The sequence below is a fragment of the Vibrio sp. 1F255 genome (assembly GCF_041439145.1).
In the GTDB taxonomy this organism is placed as follows: Bacteria; Pseudomonadota; Gammaproteobacteria; order Enterobacterales; family Vibrionaceae; genus Vibrio; species Vibrio crassostreae_C.
In genome coordinates, this window is the sequence record NZ_JBGONQ010000008.1 from 70,649 (window position 1) to 87,345 (window position 16,697).

Sequence of the window (16,697 nt, forward strand, 5' to 3'; positions counted from 1 at the left end):
TATAGATAGCGTTTTACTCTATTGGCTGCCATGGTCAGATTCTGGTGCGCTAATAAAACAAAAGGCTGATACTAGGTATCAGCCTTGGAATATTCTGTTTCACCGAATTTAGGCTTACAGGATATGACCTACTACTTCTGGATCTTTACGCTCTAGGTAGTGGATAGATTTGATGCGGCGAATTGTACGGCAGCGGCCACGGATAAGCAGGGTTTCTGTGGTTGCGATATTACCTTGACGAGAAATACCTTCTAGCAAGTCACCCTTAGTGATGCCTGTTGCTGAGAATACAACGTTGTCGCTGCGTGCCATGTCTTCCATCTTCAACACGATACCCGCCGTTACGCCCATTTCTGCGCAGCGCTCAAGTTCAAGTTCACCGTGCTTGCGGTTCTCTTCTGTGTCGCCTTTCACTTCGTGGCGAGGTAGAAGACGACCGTGCATGTCGCCGTCGAGTGCGCGAATTACCGCCGCCGAGACCACACCTTCAGGTGCGCCGCCGATGCAGTACATGACGTCTACTTCACTGTCTGGCATACAGGTTAAGATAGAAGCCGCAACATCACCGTCTGGCACAGCAAATACACGAACGCCCATTGCTTGCATGTCGGCGATGACTTGATCATGACGAGGCTTAGCAAGCGTGGTTACGACTAGAGTATCAAGTGTTTTACCTAGTGCTTTAGCGATGTTTTCTAGGTTTTCTGTTAGTGGCAGTTCTAGGTCAATCACGCCTTTAGCGCCAGGGCCAACAACCAACTTTTCCATGTACATATCAGGCGCTTTAAGGAAGCTGCCTTTTTCGCCCGCAGCCAATACAGCCAATGCATTTGATTGGCCCATTGCTGTCATGCGTGTCCCTTCAATTGGGTCAACTGCGATGTCGACAGCGTCGCCGCCCACACCTACGTTTTCGCCGATGTATAGCATAGGTGCATCATCGATTTCACCTTCGCCGATAACAATCTCACCGCTAATTTCGGTTTTGTTTAATAGGCTACGCATTACTTCTACAGCAGCGCCATCTGCAGCGTTTTTATCGCCACGGCCAAGCCACTTGTAACCAGCTAGTGCTGCACCTTCTGTGACACGAGAGAATGACATTGCTAAATCGCGTTTCATGCGGACTCCAAAATTTTCAAAGGGGGAATAGAAATTTCGCGGCGAATTTTACCATATCCAAAAGGAAACGTTTGCCTTTTTGTTTTTTGGAGATTGCTCTCGATCAATTCGCAGTGGAAAACAGTTATTATTCATCAAAATAATCGGTTTGCCGTTGTGGCGGTAATCGTTCACGTCAATATTCGGTAAAAAGTGCTGTTTTTTTCATCGAATGGCGCAAAATATCGAATATATTGAGTGTTTATCCTTGCTCTGCTGAGTAGAATGGGGAAATAAGTGGAGTGAACCTTCACCATCAAACGGATAACTTAAAGGTAGGCCAGAATGTCTTTTGAAGTACTAGAGCAGCTAGAAGCAAAAATTCAAACAGCAGTAGATACAATTGCACTTCTTCAAATGGAAGTGGAAGAGCTTAAAGAAGAGAAACAAGCACTAGCAACAGAAGCTGGTGAGCTTAAAGCAAGCCGTCACGAGCTAGAGCAAAAAACTCAGCAAATGCAGGAAGAGCATTCAGCATGGCAAGATCGCATCCGTAACCTTCTTGGTAAAATGGATGAAGTAGAGTAATCGACTCTTCAGATTTAAAAAAAACGCCCGCTACTCAGTAGCGGGCGTTTTTGTTTGTGTTCTTATGATTTGTTTTATTATTTGAAGCTGAGTGAGAGTTACTCGACGTCTTCTTCCTCGACATCCAAATCGAGTTCTACATCTAGAGGTTCGGCAGAAAGAATGATGCCAGTGTTGTCTGCGTAGAGGTAATCTTCAGGTAAGAAGGTCACGCTGCCAAAGTTCACTGGAACGTCTAATTCACCGACACCTTCTTGGCTCGCACCAACAGGGATAGAAGCCAAGGCTTGGATACCTAGGTTCATGTCTTCAAGCTCATCGACTTCACGAACGCACCCGTAAACCACAATCCCTTCCCACTCATTGTCTTCGGCAAGTAGGGCTATCTCAGCATCGATCAGCGCTTTACGTAGTGAGCCGCCCCCATCGATTAACAACACACGCCCCAGACCGTCTTGCTCTAGTACAGAGCGAATCAAAGCGTTGTCTTCAAAACACTTTAATGTCGTGATCTGTCCTGCGAAGGATGCACGTCCACCGAAGTTGCTGAACATTGGCTCCACGACATCAACTTGATCCAAATATATGTCGCACAGTGCTGAAGTGTTGTATTCCATTAGTATACCTTTTGAACAATGAGCTTACTTTGAGTATATCGGCGCTTGATCCCTTTGCAATGATTAGTCTCATTTAACTCAATAGAGTTTGAGCTACGACAACCCCTGCAAACAATAGGTTAGTGACCAGTGAGCATTTCACAATCACGGGCATCATTGGTGCAATTTGCGCTGGCTTTTCGGTTTCCCAAACGGCTTTGCCATGCTTGTAAACAATAATAATGCTCAGCAAAAACGGCAGGCTGATCCAGACCGGTTTTTCTTGAATAAGCAGGTAGATAGCGAAAGACGCAAGGGCGAGGCCAAGCAGAGCAAAATGATAGTGTTTGGCTTTGCGTTGTCCTAGGCGAACCGCCATGGTGCGCTTACCACATTCGCTGTCGTTTTCGATATCACGCATGTTGTTGATATTGAGTACCGCAACCGCCATCAAGCCACAGCCCAATGCCGGAAGGAATAGGCTTGGTTCAACATGGCCAGTGTGCAAGAAGTAAGTCCCTGAAACACCTAATAAACCGAAGAAGATAAATACCGATAAGTCGCCAAGGCCAATATAGCCATAAGGCTTATTACCGACGGTATAAGCGATGGCAGCAACAATGGCTAATATGCCTAACGCAATGAAAGATAAGATACTTTCAATCGAGGTTAAGGCATGAAAAATAAGAATCAGCCCAGCGACCATAGTAAACACGATGTTGAGGATGATCGCTTGCTTCATGGTTTTCGCTGTTACCGCGCCAGATTGCATGGCACGTGTTGGCCCCAGACGATTTTCGTTGTCTGTGCCTTTTACGGCGTCGCCATAGTCATTGGCTAGGTTCGATAAAATCTGTAATAGGGTGGCGGTTAAAAATGCCAGTAGGGCTATCGATAAAGAAAACTGACCACCGGCGAACGCTAAACTACTTCCTGTAAGAATAGAGACAAGTGCGAGAGGCAGAGTTTTTGGTCGTGCGGCATCAAGCCAGATCAGTAGAGATTGTTTCATCGTAGGTCTAATTCTTTGTAAGTCTTCGTTTCATACTGTGATTTGAGTATACGCCCATTTTTCGGGTAATAAAAAGCCCACTCGAAGGTGGGCCTTGAATTCGCTTATTAGCTGCTATTTCTTTGAGATAGAGCAATAAGTTAGAGTTTGGTGTGCTACAGGATGAAGCGGCTTAGGTCTTCGTCTTCAACGAATTCGCCAAGTTTCGATGTTACGTAAGCTTCATCAATCACTAGCTTGCTGCCAGCTTTGTCTGTTGCTTCGAATGAAATCTCATCCATTAGACGCTCCATCACTGTGTGTAGACGACGCGCACCGATGTTCTCAGTGGTTTCGTTTACGCGCCATGCTGCGTCCGCAATCTGGTTGATGCCATCTTCAGTGAACTCAATGTTGACATCTTCTGTTTTCATTAGGGCAATGTATTGCTCTGTTAGAGATGCTTTTGGCTCAGTTAGGATGCGTTTGAAGTCATGTGCTGATAGTGCTTCAAGTTCTACGCGGATTGGTAGACGACCTTGTAGCTCAGGGATCAGGTCAGATGGCTTAGCCACTTGGAATGCGCCTGATGTGATAAACAAGATGTGGTCAGTTTTAACCATACCGTGCTTGGTTGATACTGTGCTGCCTTCGATAAGAGGCAGTAGGTCACGCTGAACACCTTCGCGAGATACGTCTGGGCCTGAGCTGTCGCCACGCTTACAGATTTTGTCGATCTCATCGATGAATACGATGCCGTTGTTTTCAGCGTTGAAGATCGCGCTCTCTTTCAGCTCTTCTTGGTTCACAAGCTTCGCAGCTTCTTCTTCCGTCAGTGCTTTGAATGCGTCTTTGATTTTCATCTTACGCTTTTTCTTGGTGTCGCCCGCTAGGTTTTGGAACATGCCTTGCAGCTGGTTTGTCATCTCTTCCATGCCTGGAGGTGACATGATTTCAACGCCCATTTGCGGTGCGGCTACATCAACTTCAATCTCTTTGTCATCTAGCTTACCTTCACGCAGTTTCTTGCGGAAAATCTGACGAGTGTTTGAAGAGGTTGTGTCTTCAGTTGATTGCTCGTTCTGACCCCAAGCATCACGCGCTGGTGGTAGAAGGGCATCAAGAATGCGTTCTTCAGCTTGTTCTTCAGCGCGGTATTGTACTTTTTCCATCGCTTGTTGGTGCGTCATCTTGATCGCAACGTCCGTTAGATCACGGATGATGGTTTCAACTTCTTTACCAACGTAACCCACTTCGGTGAACTTAGTCGCTTCTACCTTGATGAAAGGCGCGTTTGCTAATTTCGCTAGGCGGCGAGCGATTTCAGTTTTACCTACACCCGTTGGGCCAATCATCAGGATGTTTTTTGGCGATACTTCAACACGTAGGCTTTCTTCAAGCTGCATACGGCGCCAGCGGTTACGAAGAGCGATAGCCACTGAGCGCTTAGCGTTGTCTTGGCCGATAATGTGGCGATTGAGTTCGTGAACAATTTCGCGAGGAGTCATCTCAGACATGGTTTTTCCTTAATTCTTTAATCACTGTTGAATACAACGTTATTGATGGAAGCGGTCGTTACTCTGGCTTTGGCAGCTCAACGGTGCTTTCTAGTTCTTCAATAGTGTGGTGATGGTTGGTGAAGACACAGATGTCGCCTGCAATGTTCAGCGACTTCTCTGCGATTTCACGCGCATCTAAATCAGTATTTTCTAATAGTGCAGTAGCGGCTGCTTGAGCGAAGTTTCCGCCCGAACCGATCGCAATCAGGTCGTTCTCAGGTTGAACTACGTCACCGTTACCTGTGATGATCAGTGAAGCGGTCTCATCCGCTACTGCTAACAGTGCTTCTAACTTACGTAGAGCACGGTCGCTACGCCAATCCTTCGCTAGCTCAACTGCCGCTTTGGTGAGATGGCCTTGGTGCATTTGCAGCTTGCTTTCAAATTTTTCGAATAGCGTGAAAGCATCAGCCGTACCGCCAGCAAAACCGGCCAGTACTTTGTTGTTGTATAGGCGACGTACTTTACGGGCGTTGCCCTTCATTACTGTATTGCCCAGAGATACTTGTCCATCACCCGCGATGACGACTTTATTATTACGACGTACAGATACAATGGTAGTCACGAGTCGACCTCTTTTGATTATTATTTATGGTTACTACTTATATGTGGCTCCACTATCATGAATTCAAGTGCCACTTTTAATGGTATGTCATATTAAAAAAACTAAATGTTACCAGTTGTTTCAAACATCCATTACCTGTTGAGCCTATGTGTGGCAAGGGTTGGTGGGTTACTAGTTTGTGATAAATATAAAAAAAGATAAAACAAATTTCTAACGTGAAATGGTTAACACTTTTTGTTTGATTTATAAGGAATGATGTTCACTAATCAGTGGTATTCACTGCATAAGGAGTAGTGTGATGAATAGTGACAATATCAGTTTTTTTAATAGAGATATGGATCTGGATGAGCTGTCTATACTGCATCATCTGATGTATCAGGAGGCGGGCGAGTGTTCAACAGAACATCTAAAAAACTCGGTCAACGTTTTTCTTAAACGTCCATTTCCTAACGTTTTAGCGCACTTGGATTTTTTTGGTTACATCGAGATAAATAAGGAGCAGGTCTACCTGACTGACTTTGGGCTTGAGTACTACGAACAAGTACCTCAGTTTCGTTAAAACGCACTCTTTTGATTAACATACTGGTATTGCTTGTGCGATGAACTATTGAACGCTTTCAAACAGCAATAGGGGGAATCCTCTTCCCCCTATTATATATTGAGTTGATTAAGACCCGTCTTTCCAAATAGCGCAAGGTTCAATTTTCGCTCGTTGCAGCTTATGGCGATCGCGTTCTGCGTCACGCTTCAACTTGTATGGCCCTAAAACCACACGGTACCAGCTACTGCCATCTTTCTTGCGGATCTCACTTGAGATACCTTGGAAGGCAATATCCAACTTACGTGCTTCTGCCTGCGACGAGGTTTTGTAAGCGCCACACTGCATGATGTAAGGGATCTTAGAGATCTGTTGCTCTTTGGCTTTTACTTCAATCTCGCGGCTTGGCAGCGTTTCAACGTAGTCCCACTTCTCTTCAGGAGGTGGCGGAATCACTTTCGCTGGTTTTGGCTTAGGTTTTGGTTTGGTTGCCACAGGCGTTGGTGCAGGCGGCTCAGGATCATTACTCAATAGGTAAAGTCCGTAACCAAAACCACCGGCAAGGAGGATCGCCAAAAGACCACTGCGCCAAGGTTTACGGCGAGGGGCTTGTTTTTTGGTCGGTTTTTTCGTGCCACGACCGCGCTTTACATAATCTCTATTAGCCACAAGACAATTCAATAGTTGCTGATTCTGCCCTCATGGTAATCCAGATTGCGCGAGGATAATAGTGCAGAAATGGAAGCGGCACATCAAAATGTGCCGCAGATTTATAAGGGTATTTCTAAGGGTTATATTCGAGGTGGCGCTGTACTGCCTCGAACCACTAATTTAGCTTCAAGCAGACGCGAACCTGCTTGCACATCGTTGCCTTTTAATAGATCAAGCATCATCAACATCGCTTGGCGTCCAATCTCATAACGAGGCTGAGAAATGGTGGTTAGCGGTGGATCGCAGTATTGAGCGAATTGGATGTCATCGAAGCCGACAATCGATAGGTCTTGAGGAACGCGCAAGCCCAGCTTCTTCGTTTCTTGAATCGCACCAATCGCCATCGCATCGTTGTGACAGAAGATAGCTGTAGGTTGTTCAGGAAGTGCCAGTAATTGACGAACCGCTTGAGCGCCCGCTTCAAAGGTGAAGTCACCGACCGTGCTATAGGCTGGATTCATTGAGACTCCGGCGCGACGCAGCGCTTGCTGGTAGCCTTGTTGGCGGAACTTACACAGTGTTGCCGATACTGGTCCTGAAATTTGAGCAATACGCTTATGACCTAACTGAGCTAGGTAGTTCACCGCTTCAAAGGCAGAGGTCAGGTTATCGATGTGTACCGTAGGCAGTTCAAGCTCAGGGGCAAACTCACACGCCATTACCATCGGCGGTAAATTCTTTTGTTCAGGTTTGCTGACATCAAACGGATGGTCAGTACCCAGCAGCAACATGCCGTCGGCTTGTTTGGTGAAAACTAAGTTAACAAACGAAGACTCGCGCTTCTTTTGCTGGCCGCTATCACCCAGTAGAACAAGGTAATCATTTTCTACTGCGGCATCTTCGATACCACGAATGATCTCGGCGAAATAAGGGTCACAGATATCAGGAACAATAGTGATGATGGTTTTTGATTCGTTGCGACGTAAGTTTCTAGCTAATGTATTGGGTGAGTATCCAGCTTCAAGTACTGCTGTTTCCACTCGTTTGCGAGTCGAAACTGAGACTTTCTCAGGGTTCATCAATGCACGTGATACCGTGGCTGTTGAGACGCCTGCTAGCTGGGCAACATCCTTCATTGTCGCCATAAATTAAACCCTCTTTTAAGTTCCTTTGCCGCCTAAGCATCTAAGGCGTGAATAATAAATGTAATCGAATAGATATTATGAAAGTGTTGCTAACACTTTTTTTATTGCAATATTTTATTCGTTTAATCCGTGTAAAGTTACGGCTAGATTAACAAAAATCACATGACTAGTGTGAAGTTGCTCACGAGAAATATGAAATATTTGTGAACAAACTTATCATTATTTTTAACCCAAGTGGGTTTAACTCAAATCTTGCGGCTCAATATCGAGTGACCAGCGAACTTTTTTCGCAGCAGGTAACATATTGATGGCCGGCTTGGCACTCATCAATAGCTTCTGCATTAACGAGCGCGTCTGAGTTTGTAAGATTAACTGCCAGCGCGATTTGCCCGCTCGTTTTGCTAACGGAGCCGGGGTTGGCCCTAACACCATGCAATATTGGTCAAACAGCGGGTGCGATTCCAATGTGTGACGAACCTGACGCAAGAACTCTTCCACCAAGCGAGTGTCATTGGCTTCTGCTCTAAACAGCGTCATAAAGGTATAGGGCGGTAACATTGCCTGCTTACGTTCTGCCAGCGCCGTCTGAGCAAAGTGGTTATAGTCTTTGTGTAGCAAGGCTTGCAACAACCCATGTTCTGGGTGGTGAGTCTGTAAGATCACTTCACCGGGTTTGCTTGCTCGTCCTGCGCGTCCCGCTACTTGGATGAATAGCTGCGCAAGACGTTCAGAGGCACGGAAGTCACTACTATATAAAGAGCCATCCACATCCAATAACGCCACAAGTGTCACGTCAGGGAAATGGTGACCCTTAGCAAGCATCTGCGTGCCGATAAGAATTTGGAATTCACCCTTACGAATCGACTCGAGTGCGCTTTCTAAGCTGCCTTTACGGCGGGTGCTGTCGCGGTCAATACGAATGGTTTTGTATTCAGGGAATAGTTGACCAAGTTGAGCTTCTAACTGCTCGGTCCCGACACCCACTGTCACTAAGTTTGCAGACCCACAGCCTTGGCAATTGTGCACGATATGCTGCTGAGAACCACAGTGGTGGCAGCGCATCTCATTGCTGTATTGGTGATAGGTGTAGTAAGCATCGCAACGTTTACACTCGGCTGTCCAACCACAATCGTGACACATTAATGCCGGAGAAAACCCTCGACGATTGAGGAACAGCATCACTTGGTTGCCAGCTTTGAGGTGTCTTTGCATCTCTGCAATTAACGACGCAGACAAACCACTTTCTAGATATTCACCTTTAACATCCAACACCTTATTGGTGGTCGGCAGTGCGACACCTGCACGTGAAGTCAGGGTGAGATAACTGTATTTACCTATTTGAGCGTTGTGCAGTGTTTCAAATGCTGGAGTTGCAGAGCCTAACACAACCGGGATCTGCGCTTTGTGCGCACGCATGATCGCCACATCACGAGCGTGGTAGCGCAGGCTATCTTGCTGTTTATAAGACGCGTCGTGTTCTTCATCGACAATGATAATACCTAGGTCAGCAAATGGCGTGAACAGAGCTGAACGGGTACCAATCACGATGCCTGCTATTTTATCGCGCGCCGATAACCACGCATTCAGGCGTTCTGAATCGTTTAAACCTGAGTGGATAACCTCAACAGGCACATTAAAGCGTCGCTTAAAGCGGTTAATCGTTTGAGGAGTGAGACCAATCTCGGGCACGAGCACTAACGCTTGTTTACCTTGATCGAGAATCGGCTTAATCATATTCAGGTAAACCTCGGTCTTACCTGAGCCAGTAACGCCCTCTAACAGGAAACAACCAAAGTCGGTTTGGCTATTTACGGTCGCAATCGCGATGGCTTGTTCGGCATTGAGCTTAGGTTTGTCTTGGTCATTCTCAAGTTCAACTGGCCATGGCTGACGTTTTGGCTTTTTCTCTACTGATTCAATCCAGCCTTTCTCTTCTAGCGTTTTGAGTACGGCACTGCCAACTTCTTCATCAATGAACTCTTGATGAGGAACCGGACCGTGCTCAAGCATGTGCATCACTTTGGCTTGCTTGACCGCGCGACCAAAACCTTGCATCAGTTGGTCTTTGCCTGATGGTGTTAACTGCCACTCAACCAGCGTCGCGAAGTCGGCGGCTTTGCCTTTTCTTAGAGCGCTCGGAAGGGCGTTAGCAAAGGTTTCGCCAAGAGGGTACTGATAAAACTGACTGCACCACATTAATAGTGAATAGACAGATTCCGGCCAAACAGGCTGATTATCTAACAAGGCTTTAATCGGTTTGAGCTTGTCTAGCTCGAATTCAGATTCGTTAACCAGAGCCGTGACAATCCCAGTTAAGGTTTGTCGTCCAAAAGGCACAGAGACGCGACCACCAATAATCGGGAATAGGTGGTTTGGAATCTTGTAATCGAACTGCTTGTCGAGTGGAACAGGCAGCGCCACACGGGCAATCATTGGACGCATAAAGGGACGGCTTTATCTGAATTGACGAGAGCGAACAGTCTAAAGGATAAGGCGGTTAAATTCGAGAAGCAGTTTGAATGTGATGTGGCAGAGAAGCGGGTGAGGTTGGGGCCAAGCCAAGAATCACAGCCAGCGAAGGAAATAACGCCGATATTGGCGAAAAATGTATCAAATCAGTTGATCCTGCTTTATAGATTCATTACTATACTGCGCCTTAAAGGTATGGCTTCATCACTCTTTTGTGTCGATGCGGTGTCTTTATTTCTTTTTTTAAACTACGTGTGGTGTGCGGCTTAGAATCGTATAGCGACACGGCCTACTTGAGGTTATCCCATGAAAGCTGGAATCCACCCAGAATACAAAGCAGTTACTGCAACTTGTTCTTGCGGCAACACATTTGAGTTCAACTCAACGCTAGCAAAAGAATCAATCCACCTAGACGTATGTGACAAATGTCACCCGTTCTACACTGGTAAGCAACGTATCGTAGATACTGGCGGCCGTGTTGATCGCTTCAACAAGCGTTTCGGTGCTCTTTCTAGCAAGAAGTAATTCTCGCTATTTAGACATGAAAAAGGACACTTCGGTGTCCTTTTTTGTTGCCTGTAATTTGAGAAAGCACTGACTTCTATTCAAGCATCACTCTCACCCAACGATAAGTTGCCTCTCTATTCTATTTCAGGGCAATTCCTTGCGTATCTCTCTTCACCAAAATTCAGCACGAAACTTCAACAAGCGATAGTAATTTCAACTGCTCACTGGTCTTATTAGTAGTGAAATCTCGTTTTTTAATGAGACAGAGGCTTCAACCACCTAGGAACTTTGAAGTACATCCATTAACATGAACAAGATCCCCCAAATAATAATATCCTAGGAACCTACACCTATGTCTGAAGACAGCAGCCAAGCTCAATCCTCTCAAGAATTATCACCTCAAGAACAATTCCGTCAGCAAGCTCTTGATTACCATGAGTTCCCAATTCCAGGCAAAATTGCCGTAGAACTGACGAAGCCTGCAAACTCTGCAGAAGACCTAGCACTTGCATACAGCCCAGGCGTGGCTGAGCCTGTTCGCGAGATCGCACAGAACGTTGATAACGTTTATAAGTACACAGGTAAAGGCAACATGGTTGCAGTTATCTCTAACGGTACAGCGATTCTTGGCCTAGGTAACCTTGGCCCTATTGCTTCTAAACCTGTTATGGAAGGCAAAGCGCTCCTGTTTAAGCGTTTTGCTGGTTTAGATTCTATCGATATTGAAGTAAAACACCGCACAATCGATGAGTTCGTTGATACAGTTGCGAATATCGCAGATACATTCGGCGGTATTAACCTGGAAGACATCAAAGCACCAGACTGTTTTGAGATTGAACGCCGCCTGATTGAACGTTGTGATGTTCCGGTATTCCACGATGACCAACACGGTACTGCGATTGTAACGGCAGCGGGTATGCTGAATGCGATCGAGCTTCAAGGTAAGAAACTTGAAGAGTGTAAGATCGTTTGTTTAGGTGCTGGCGCAGCGGCGGTTGCTTGTATGGAACTACTGATTAAGTGTGGCGCTCAGCGTGAAAAAATCTACATGCTTGACCGTAAAGGTGTGATCCATACTCGTCGTGATGACCTAAACGAATACAAAGAGCTGTTCGCAAATAACACTGATAAGCGTACGCTTGAAGATGTTATCGAAGGCGCTGACCTGTTCTTGGGTGTATCGGGGCCGAATCTACTGCCTGCTGAAGCACTAACGCTGATGGCTGATAAGCCTGTTGTGTTTGCATGTTCAAACCCAGATCCAGAGATCAAGCCTGAGCTTGCACACGAAGTTCGTTCTGACCTAATCATGGGTACAGGCCGCAGTGATTACCCTAACCAAGTAAACAACGTACTTTGTTTCCCATTCATTTTCCGTGGTGCACTAGACGTGCGTGCGAGCGAAATTAATGACGAAATGAAGCTAGCGGCGGTTAAAGCGATTCGTGAACTGGCGAAAGAAGAAGTTCCAGCTGAAGTACTAGCAGCTGCGGGCGAGACTGCACTGGAGTTCGGTAAGGGTTACATCATTCCTAAGCCAATGGACCCACGTCTACTTCCTCGCGTAGCACGAGCAGTTGCGGAAGCGGCTGTTGAATCTGGCGTAGCTCGTATCGAGATGCCTGCTAACTATATGGCTTAATAGCTGTTGCTCTATTGAGCCAAAAAGAATAATAAAAAACCGACTCATCTGGAGTCGGTTTTTTTATGTCTATCATTCACAGCGCAATCATAAAAAGCTATGCGCGATGTGATAAATAAGGTTCAGCTAGAGCGAATCAATAATGAAGGCAGTGACTGAGTTGTTTTTATTCTTCGTCAAACGCTTCGAACTCGATACCCATCTCTGTCATCAGCTTTTTCACTTCAGCAGGAATATCGTCTGGGCGGTCTTTACGAAGGTCTTCATCCGTTGGTAGTGGTTGGCCTGTGTACGCATGTAGAAAGGCTTCGCACAGTAGCTCACTGTTTGTTGCATGGCGTAGGTTATTAATCTGGCGGCGAGTACGCTCGTCAGTAAGAACCTTTAACACTTTTAGAGGGATAGAAACTGTAATTTTCTTTACTTGTTCGCTTTTCTTTCCATGCTCAGCATATGGGCTTATGTATTCACCATTCCAGTCGGCCATTGCGTACCTTCATCACTTTAGTTGTTAGAATAAATTAATAGTGGTGATTTTAGCGGGATTTACTGCCATAAGCAAAGACATATAGACGTCTAGAAGTGTTGACGTCTCACGTTTATGAAAGTAAAGTGAATAACATATATCTAACACAGCCGCAAAATGCCGACAAGCCGCTGTGATTCTCAGACGCAAAACTTGTAAGGAAGCACCTATGAGCAGCCGGAAGCCAGCAACAATCGCAGTACGTACTGGTATCGAGTCAGACACGCAACACCATGCCGTTGTCCCACCCATTTATCTTTCGACTAACTATGGGTTTCCCGCTTTTGGTGAAGTGCCAAAGTACGATTACACCCGTTCTGGTAACCCAAACCGCGGTTTATTAGAGACGGCACTGTTTGAGCTTGAATCAGGCAAAGGCGCGGTTGTGACTAACTGTGGTACTTCGGCGCTTAACTTATGGGTTTCGGCTTTCTTAGGCGGCGATGATCTTATTATTGCACCGCACGATTGCTACGGCGGTACTTACCGTCTGTTTAACACTCGCTCGCTAAAAGGTGACTTCAAAGTTCTGTTCGTTGATCAATCGGATCAAGCAGCGCTGGATGCGGCGCTCGCGCTTAAGCCAAAGTTGATCTTAATTGAAACCCCATCGAATCCACTGGTTCGCGTGGTTGATATTGCAGAAACTTGCCGTAAAGCGAAAGAGGTTGGTGCTCTGGTTGCTGTCGACAACACGTTTTTGACACCTGTGTTCCAAAAGCCTTTAGAGCTGGGTGCTGATTTTGTTATCCACTCAACCACTAAGTACATCAATGGACACTCAGATGTTATTGGTGGCGTTGTGGTCACTAAGACAGAAGAACACGCTGAAGAGTTAGCATGGTGGGGCAACTGTATTGGTGCGACCGGCACACCATTTGATAGCTACATGACTTTACGTGGTATTCGTACGCTAGGTGCGCGTATGCGAGTTCACGAAGAAAGCTCACGTGAAATTCTAGCGTCTCTGCAGCAACAAGATCTTGTTGGCACTATTTACCACCCAAGCCTTCCTGAACATCCGGGTCATGATATCGCGAAGAAACAGCAATCGGGCTTTGGTTCCATGCTCAGTTTTGAGTTTGCGGGCTCATTCGAGGCGCTTAAATACTTTGTTGATAAGTTAGAGCTGTTTTCTTTGGCAGAATCATTGGGCGGTGTTGAAAGCCTGATTTGTCACCCTGCGTCGATGACTCACCGCGCGATGGGTGAAGAAGCCTTAGCAGAAGCGGGTGTTTCTCAGCAACTACTGCGTCTATCTGTTGGCCTTGAAGATGCAGAAGACCTAATCGATGACCTCAAGCAAGCGTTTGAAAGAACACAGCGCTTTATCGCTGAAGGGGAGGGTTAATAATGGCAACCTTTCGCCAGCTACATAAATTTGGTGGCAGCAGTTTAGCGAATCCTGAATGTTACCAACGCGTGGTCAACATTCTTAGAGAATACTCATCAGCATCTGATTTGGTGGTGGTATCGGCAGCAGGCAAAACAACCAACCGTTTGATTGAATTTGTTGAAGCGCTCGACAAAGATGGTCGTATTGCCCATGAATGCCTACAAGCACTTCGTCAGTTCCAACTCGATCTGATTGAAGCACTGCTTGAGGGTGAATCAGCCGCACAACTTACTTCAACCATTCAACAAGAATTTACCGCTTTGGGTGAGCTAACGGCTCCCTTGAGCGAAGCACAAAAAGCAAAAGTGCTTGGACACGGTGAGGTTTGGTCTTCACGTCTACTCGCGGCTTTGTTGTGCCAGCATGATTTACAAGCCGTTGCTCAAGATGCGCGTGCTTTTTTACGTGCAGAAGTGGGCGCTCAGCCTGAAGTCGACCGCGCACGTTCTTACCCTCTGATCAAAGAAGCCTTGGCGCAGCATGCACATTGCCGCGTGGTGATTACGGGCTTTATGGCTCAGAACTGCGAGGGTGAAACGGTATTGCTTGGCCGTAACGGTTCGGATTACTCAGCAACCGTGATTGGTGCTTTGGCTGAAGTTGAACGCGTGACGATTTGGAGTGATGTGGCAGGCGTTTACAGCGCTGACCCTCGTCTGGTTTCAGATGCGTGTCTATTGCCTCTACTTCGCCTTGATGAAGCCAGCGAATTGGCTCGTCTTGCCGCTCCAGTGCTTCACAGCCGAACGCTACAGCCTGTGGCTCAAAGTGCTATGGATCTCAGCTTACGCTGCAGCTATCAGCCGGAGGCGGGCTCTACACAGATCGAGCGTGTACTGGCATCGGGTCGTGGCGCAAAAATCATTACCTCTTTGGATGAAGTGCTTATCGTGCAACTGACCTTTGGTCACGGCCATGATTTCGACCGTCTAGAGAGTGAAGTGCTTGAAGGGCTTAAGCGTGCTCAACTTGAGCCGCTTGCTTATGAGCTTGAACCGGATCAACACTGTTTGCGTCTTGCCTACACAGAAGAGATCGCTGGTGGTGCATTAGAATATCTCCAAGACCATGCGATTGAAGCTGAGATTAAGCTAAAAGAAGGTTTCTCTCTGATTGCTGCAGTGGGTGCGGGTGTGACTAAGAACCCTAATCATTGCTACGGTTTCTACCAGCAGCTTAAGAGCTCGCCGGTTGAGTTCATCTCAGAAGCGAACTCAGGCTTAAGCTTGGTGGCTGTGATTCGTAAGAGTGAAACATCAAGTCTAGTGAAAGGCATTCATTCTCAACTGTTCCAAGCGCAGAAGCGTGTTGCGATTGCCTTGTGTGGTAAGGGCAATATTGGTTCAAGCTGGTTAAGCCTGTTTGCTGAGCAAAAAGCGGAACTTGAAAAGCGCCGTGGAATGAACTTTGAATTGGTTGCCGTGGTTGATAGCCAAACCTATTGGTTTGACGATCAAGGCATTGATGCGACGTCTGTTAGTAAGCGTTTTGATGATGAAGCGATTGCTAATAATGGTAACGATTGGTTAGAGCGCTTAGGTTCGATTCAGGGTTACGATGAAGCGGTGGTTCTTGATGTTACAGCGAGCCCAGTGCTTGCAGCAAAATATCTGCAAATCGCACAACAAGGCATTCATTTGATCTCGGCCAACAAGGTTGCAGGCTCTGCATCAAGTGAGTATTACCATCAGGTGCAAGATGCGTTTGCTAAGATCAGCCGTCACTGGTTATACAACGCGACCGTTGGTGCAGGTTTGCCGATTAACCACACGGTACGCGACCTGCGTGAGAGTGGCGATGACATCATTGCGTTGTCTGGCATTTTCTCAGGCACGTTGTCTTGGTTGTTCCAACAGTTTGATGGCACAGTACCGTTCAGTGAGTTGGTCGACTTAGCATGGCAACAAGGCCTTACTGAACCAGACCCACGTGCTGACTTAGATGGTTCAGACGTAATGCGTAAGTTGGTGATTCTAGCGCGTGAATCTGGTTTGGATATCGAACCTGAAAACGTAAAAGTGGAATCGCTCGTACCTGCAGAGCTGCAAGATCTATCTGTGGATGACTTCTTCGACAAAGCTTCTGTACTGAGCGAAGAGCTGGCTGAGCGTTTAGAAAAAGCGCACTCTCAGCAGAAGGTTTTACGTTACGTAGCGCGTTTAGAGAAGAACGGCAAGGCAACGGTCGGTGTGGAGGCGTTGTCGAAAGAGCATGCGCTGGCTAACTTACTGCCTTGCGATAACATCTTTGCGATTGAGAGCAAATGGTACAAAGATAATCCATTGGTTATTCGTGGCCCAGGAGCGGGGCGTGAAGTGACGGCAGGTGCAATTCAATCTGATCTAAACAGAATGTCTAGCCTGTTTTAAATTCTAAATAGCATACTATTCACTAAGATAAATAAGGCTGGAAGCACGATGTGT

15 protein-coding genes are annotated in these 16,697 nt (G+C 46.5%); 6 read left to right on the forward strand and 9 right to left on the reverse strand.

The window, feature by feature from the left end; translation table 11 throughout:
- Positions 1-114: 114 nt before the first annotated feature.
- Positions 115-1,122, reverse strand: coding sequence for a class II fructose-bisphosphatase (gene glpX, locus ACED41_RS07070; RefSeq protein WP_017061153.1), 1,008 nt, complete (start codon positions 1,120-1,122; stop codon positions 115-117).
- Between the two features lie 324 nt (positions 1,123-1,446).
- Here glpX and zapB point away from each other — a divergent pair, with 324 nt between their 5' ends.
- Positions 1,447-1,689, forward strand: a complete 243-nt coding sequence (gene zapB / locus ACED41_RS07075; RefSeq protein WP_008219652.1) for a cell division protein ZapB — start codon at positions 1,447-1,449, stop codon at positions 1,687-1,689.
- Positions 1,690-1,787: 98 nt separating this feature from the next.
- Here the strand turns inward: zapB and rraA are convergent, their stop codons facing one another.
- From rraA to hslV, 4 genes are all read right to left on the reverse strand, one after another.
- Entirely contained in the window at positions 1,788-2,306 is a 519-nt protein-coding gene (rraA, locus tag ACED41_RS07080) for a ribonuclease E activity regulator RraA (RefSeq protein ID WP_017061152.1), read from the reverse strand.
- Between the two features lie 73 nt (positions 2,307-2,379).
- Positions 2,380-3,297, reverse strand: coding sequence for a 1,4-dihydroxy-2-naphthoate polyprenyltransferase (locus ACED41_RS07085; RefSeq protein WP_017061151.1), 918 nt, complete (start codon positions 3,295-3,297; stop codon positions 2,380-2,382).
- Between the two features lie 155 nt (positions 3,298-3,452).
- Positions 3,453-4,793, reverse strand: a complete 1,341-nt coding sequence (gene hslU / locus ACED41_RS07090; protein WP_371724712.1) for an HslU--HslV peptidase ATPase subunit — start codon at positions 4,791-4,793, stop codon at positions 3,453-3,455.
- 58 nt (positions 4,794-4,851) lie between these two features.
- On the reverse strand, positions 4,852-5,400 hold the full coding sequence (hslV, locus tag ACED41_RS07095) for an ATP-dependent protease subunit HslV (protein ID WP_004729692.1): 549 nt from the start codon (positions 5,398-5,400) through the stop codon (positions 4,852-4,854).
- A gap of 298 nt (positions 5,401-5,698) precedes the next feature.
- On the opposite strand from hslV, the gene ACED41_RS07100 reads away from it, so the two are divergent.
- Positions 5,699-5,959 carry a hypothetical protein gene (locus ACED41_RS07100; protein WP_017061149.1) on the forward strand — a complete coding sequence of 87 codons (261 nt, stop codon included), beginning with the start codon at positions 5,699-5,701 and terminating at the stop codon, positions 5,957-5,959.
- Between the two features lie 108 nt (positions 5,960-6,067).
- Here the strand turns inward: ACED41_RS07100 and ACED41_RS07105 are convergent, their stop codons facing one another.
- The 3 genes from ACED41_RS07105 to priA all read right to left on the reverse strand — a co-directional run bounded on the left by ACED41_RS07105 (position 6,068) and on the right by priA (position 10,176).
- Positions 6,068-6,607, reverse strand: a complete 540-nt coding sequence (locus ACED41_RS07105) for an SPOR domain-containing protein (protein ID WP_017061148.1) — start codon at positions 6,605-6,607, stop codon at positions 6,068-6,070.
- Between the two features lie 122 nt (positions 6,608-6,729).
- On the reverse strand, positions 6,730-7,734 hold the full coding sequence (cytR, locus tag ACED41_RS07110; protein WP_017061147.1) for a DNA-binding transcriptional regulator CytR: 1,005 nt from the start codon (positions 7,732-7,734) through the stop codon (positions 6,730-6,732).
- 240 nt (positions 7,735-7,974) lie between these two features.
- The gene (priA, locus tag ACED41_RS07115) at positions 7,975-10,176 is read right to left on the reverse strand and encodes a primosomal protein N' (RefSeq protein ID WP_102429021.1); all 2,202 of its coding nucleotides are present in this window, start codon (positions 10,174-10,176) and stop codon (positions 7,975-7,977) included.
- A gap of 333 nt (positions 10,177-10,509) precedes the next feature.
- On the opposite strand from priA, the gene rpmE reads away from it, so the two are divergent.
- Entirely contained in the window at positions 10,510-10,728 is a 219-nt protein-coding gene (rpmE, locus tag ACED41_RS07120) for a 50S ribosomal protein L31 (protein WP_004737142.1), read from the forward strand.
- A 334-nt stretch (positions 10,729-11,062) separates the two neighbouring features.
- Positions 11,063-12,352, forward strand: coding sequence for a malic enzyme-like NAD(P)-binding protein (locus ACED41_RS07125; RefSeq protein ID WP_017061144.1), 1,290 nt, complete (start codon positions 11,063-11,065; stop codon positions 12,350-12,352).
- A 166-nt stretch (positions 12,353-12,518) separates the two neighbouring features.
- On the opposite strand, the gene metJ is transcribed toward ACED41_RS07125, so the two are convergent.
- A complete protein-coding gene (metJ, locus tag ACED41_RS07130; protein ID WP_004415993.1) occupies positions 12,519-12,839 on the reverse strand; it encodes a met regulon transcriptional regulator MetJ in 321 nt (106 codons plus the stop codon).
- 208 nt (positions 12,840-13,047) lie between these two features.
- On the opposite strand from metJ, the gene ACED41_RS07135 reads away from it, so the two are divergent.
- Positions 13,048-14,229, forward strand: coding sequence for an O-succinylhomoserine (thiol)-lyase (locus ACED41_RS07135; RefSeq protein WP_017063681.1), 1,182 nt, complete (start codon positions 13,048-13,050; stop codon positions 14,227-14,229).
- Between the two features lie 2 nt (positions 14,230-14,231).
- Complete coding sequence (locus ACED41_RS07140) at positions 14,232-16,643, forward strand: bifunctional aspartate kinase/homoserine dehydrogenase II (RefSeq protein ID WP_371724713.1); 2,412 nt, start codon at positions 14,232-14,234, stop codon at positions 16,641-16,643.
- Positions 16,644-16,697: the final 54 nt, after the last annotated feature.

Bases quoted from the DNA above. Each gene is read 5' to 3' on its own strand.
- ACED41_RS07140 (WP_371724713.1), top strand. From the start codon at position 14,232: ATGGCAACCTTTCGCCAGCTACATAAATTTGGTGGCAGCAGTTTAGCG.
- rraA (WP_017061152.1), bottom strand. From the start codon at position 2,306: ATGGAATACAACACTTCAGCACTGTGCGACATATATTTGGATCAAGTT.
- zapB (WP_008219652.1), top strand. From the start codon at position 1,447: ATGTCTTTTGAAGTACTAGAGCAGCTAGAAGCAAAAATTCAAACAGCA.
- ACED41_RS07085 (WP_017061151.1), bottom strand. From the start codon at position 3,297: ATGAAACAATCTCTACTGATCTGGCTTGATGCCGCACGACCAAAAACT.
- ACED41_RS07100 (WP_017061149.1), top strand. From the start codon at position 5,699: ATGAATAGTGACAATATCAGTTTTTTTAATAGAGATATGGATCTGGAT.
- hslU (WP_371724712.1), bottom strand. From the start codon at position 4,793: ATGTCTGAGATGACTCCTCGCGAAATTGTTCACGAACTCAATCGCCAC.
- metJ (WP_004415993.1), bottom strand. From the start codon at position 12,839: ATGGCCGACTGGAATGGTGAATACATAAGCCCATATGCTGAGCATGGA.
- ACED41_RS07135 (WP_017063681.1), top strand. From the start codon at position 13,048: ATGAGCAGCCGGAAGCCAGCAACAATCGCAGTACGTACTGGTATCGAG.
- glpX (WP_017061153.1), bottom strand. From the start codon at position 1,122: ATGAAACGCGATTTAGCAATGTCATTCTCTCGTGTCACAGAAGGTGCA.
- cytR (WP_017061147.1), bottom strand. From the start codon at position 7,734: ATGGCGACAATGAAGGATGTTGCCCAGCTAGCAGGCGTCTCAACAGCC.
- ACED41_RS07125 (WP_017061144.1), top strand. From the start codon at position 11,063: ATGTCTGAAGACAGCAGCCAAGCTCAATCCTCTCAAGAATTATCACCT.
- priA (WP_102429021.1), bottom strand. From the start codon at position 10,176: ATGCGTCCAATGATTGCCCGTGTGGCGCTGCCTGTTCCACTCGACAAG.
- rpmE (WP_004737142.1), top strand. From the start codon at position 10,510: ATGAAAGCTGGAATCCACCCAGAATACAAAGCAGTTACTGCAACTTGT.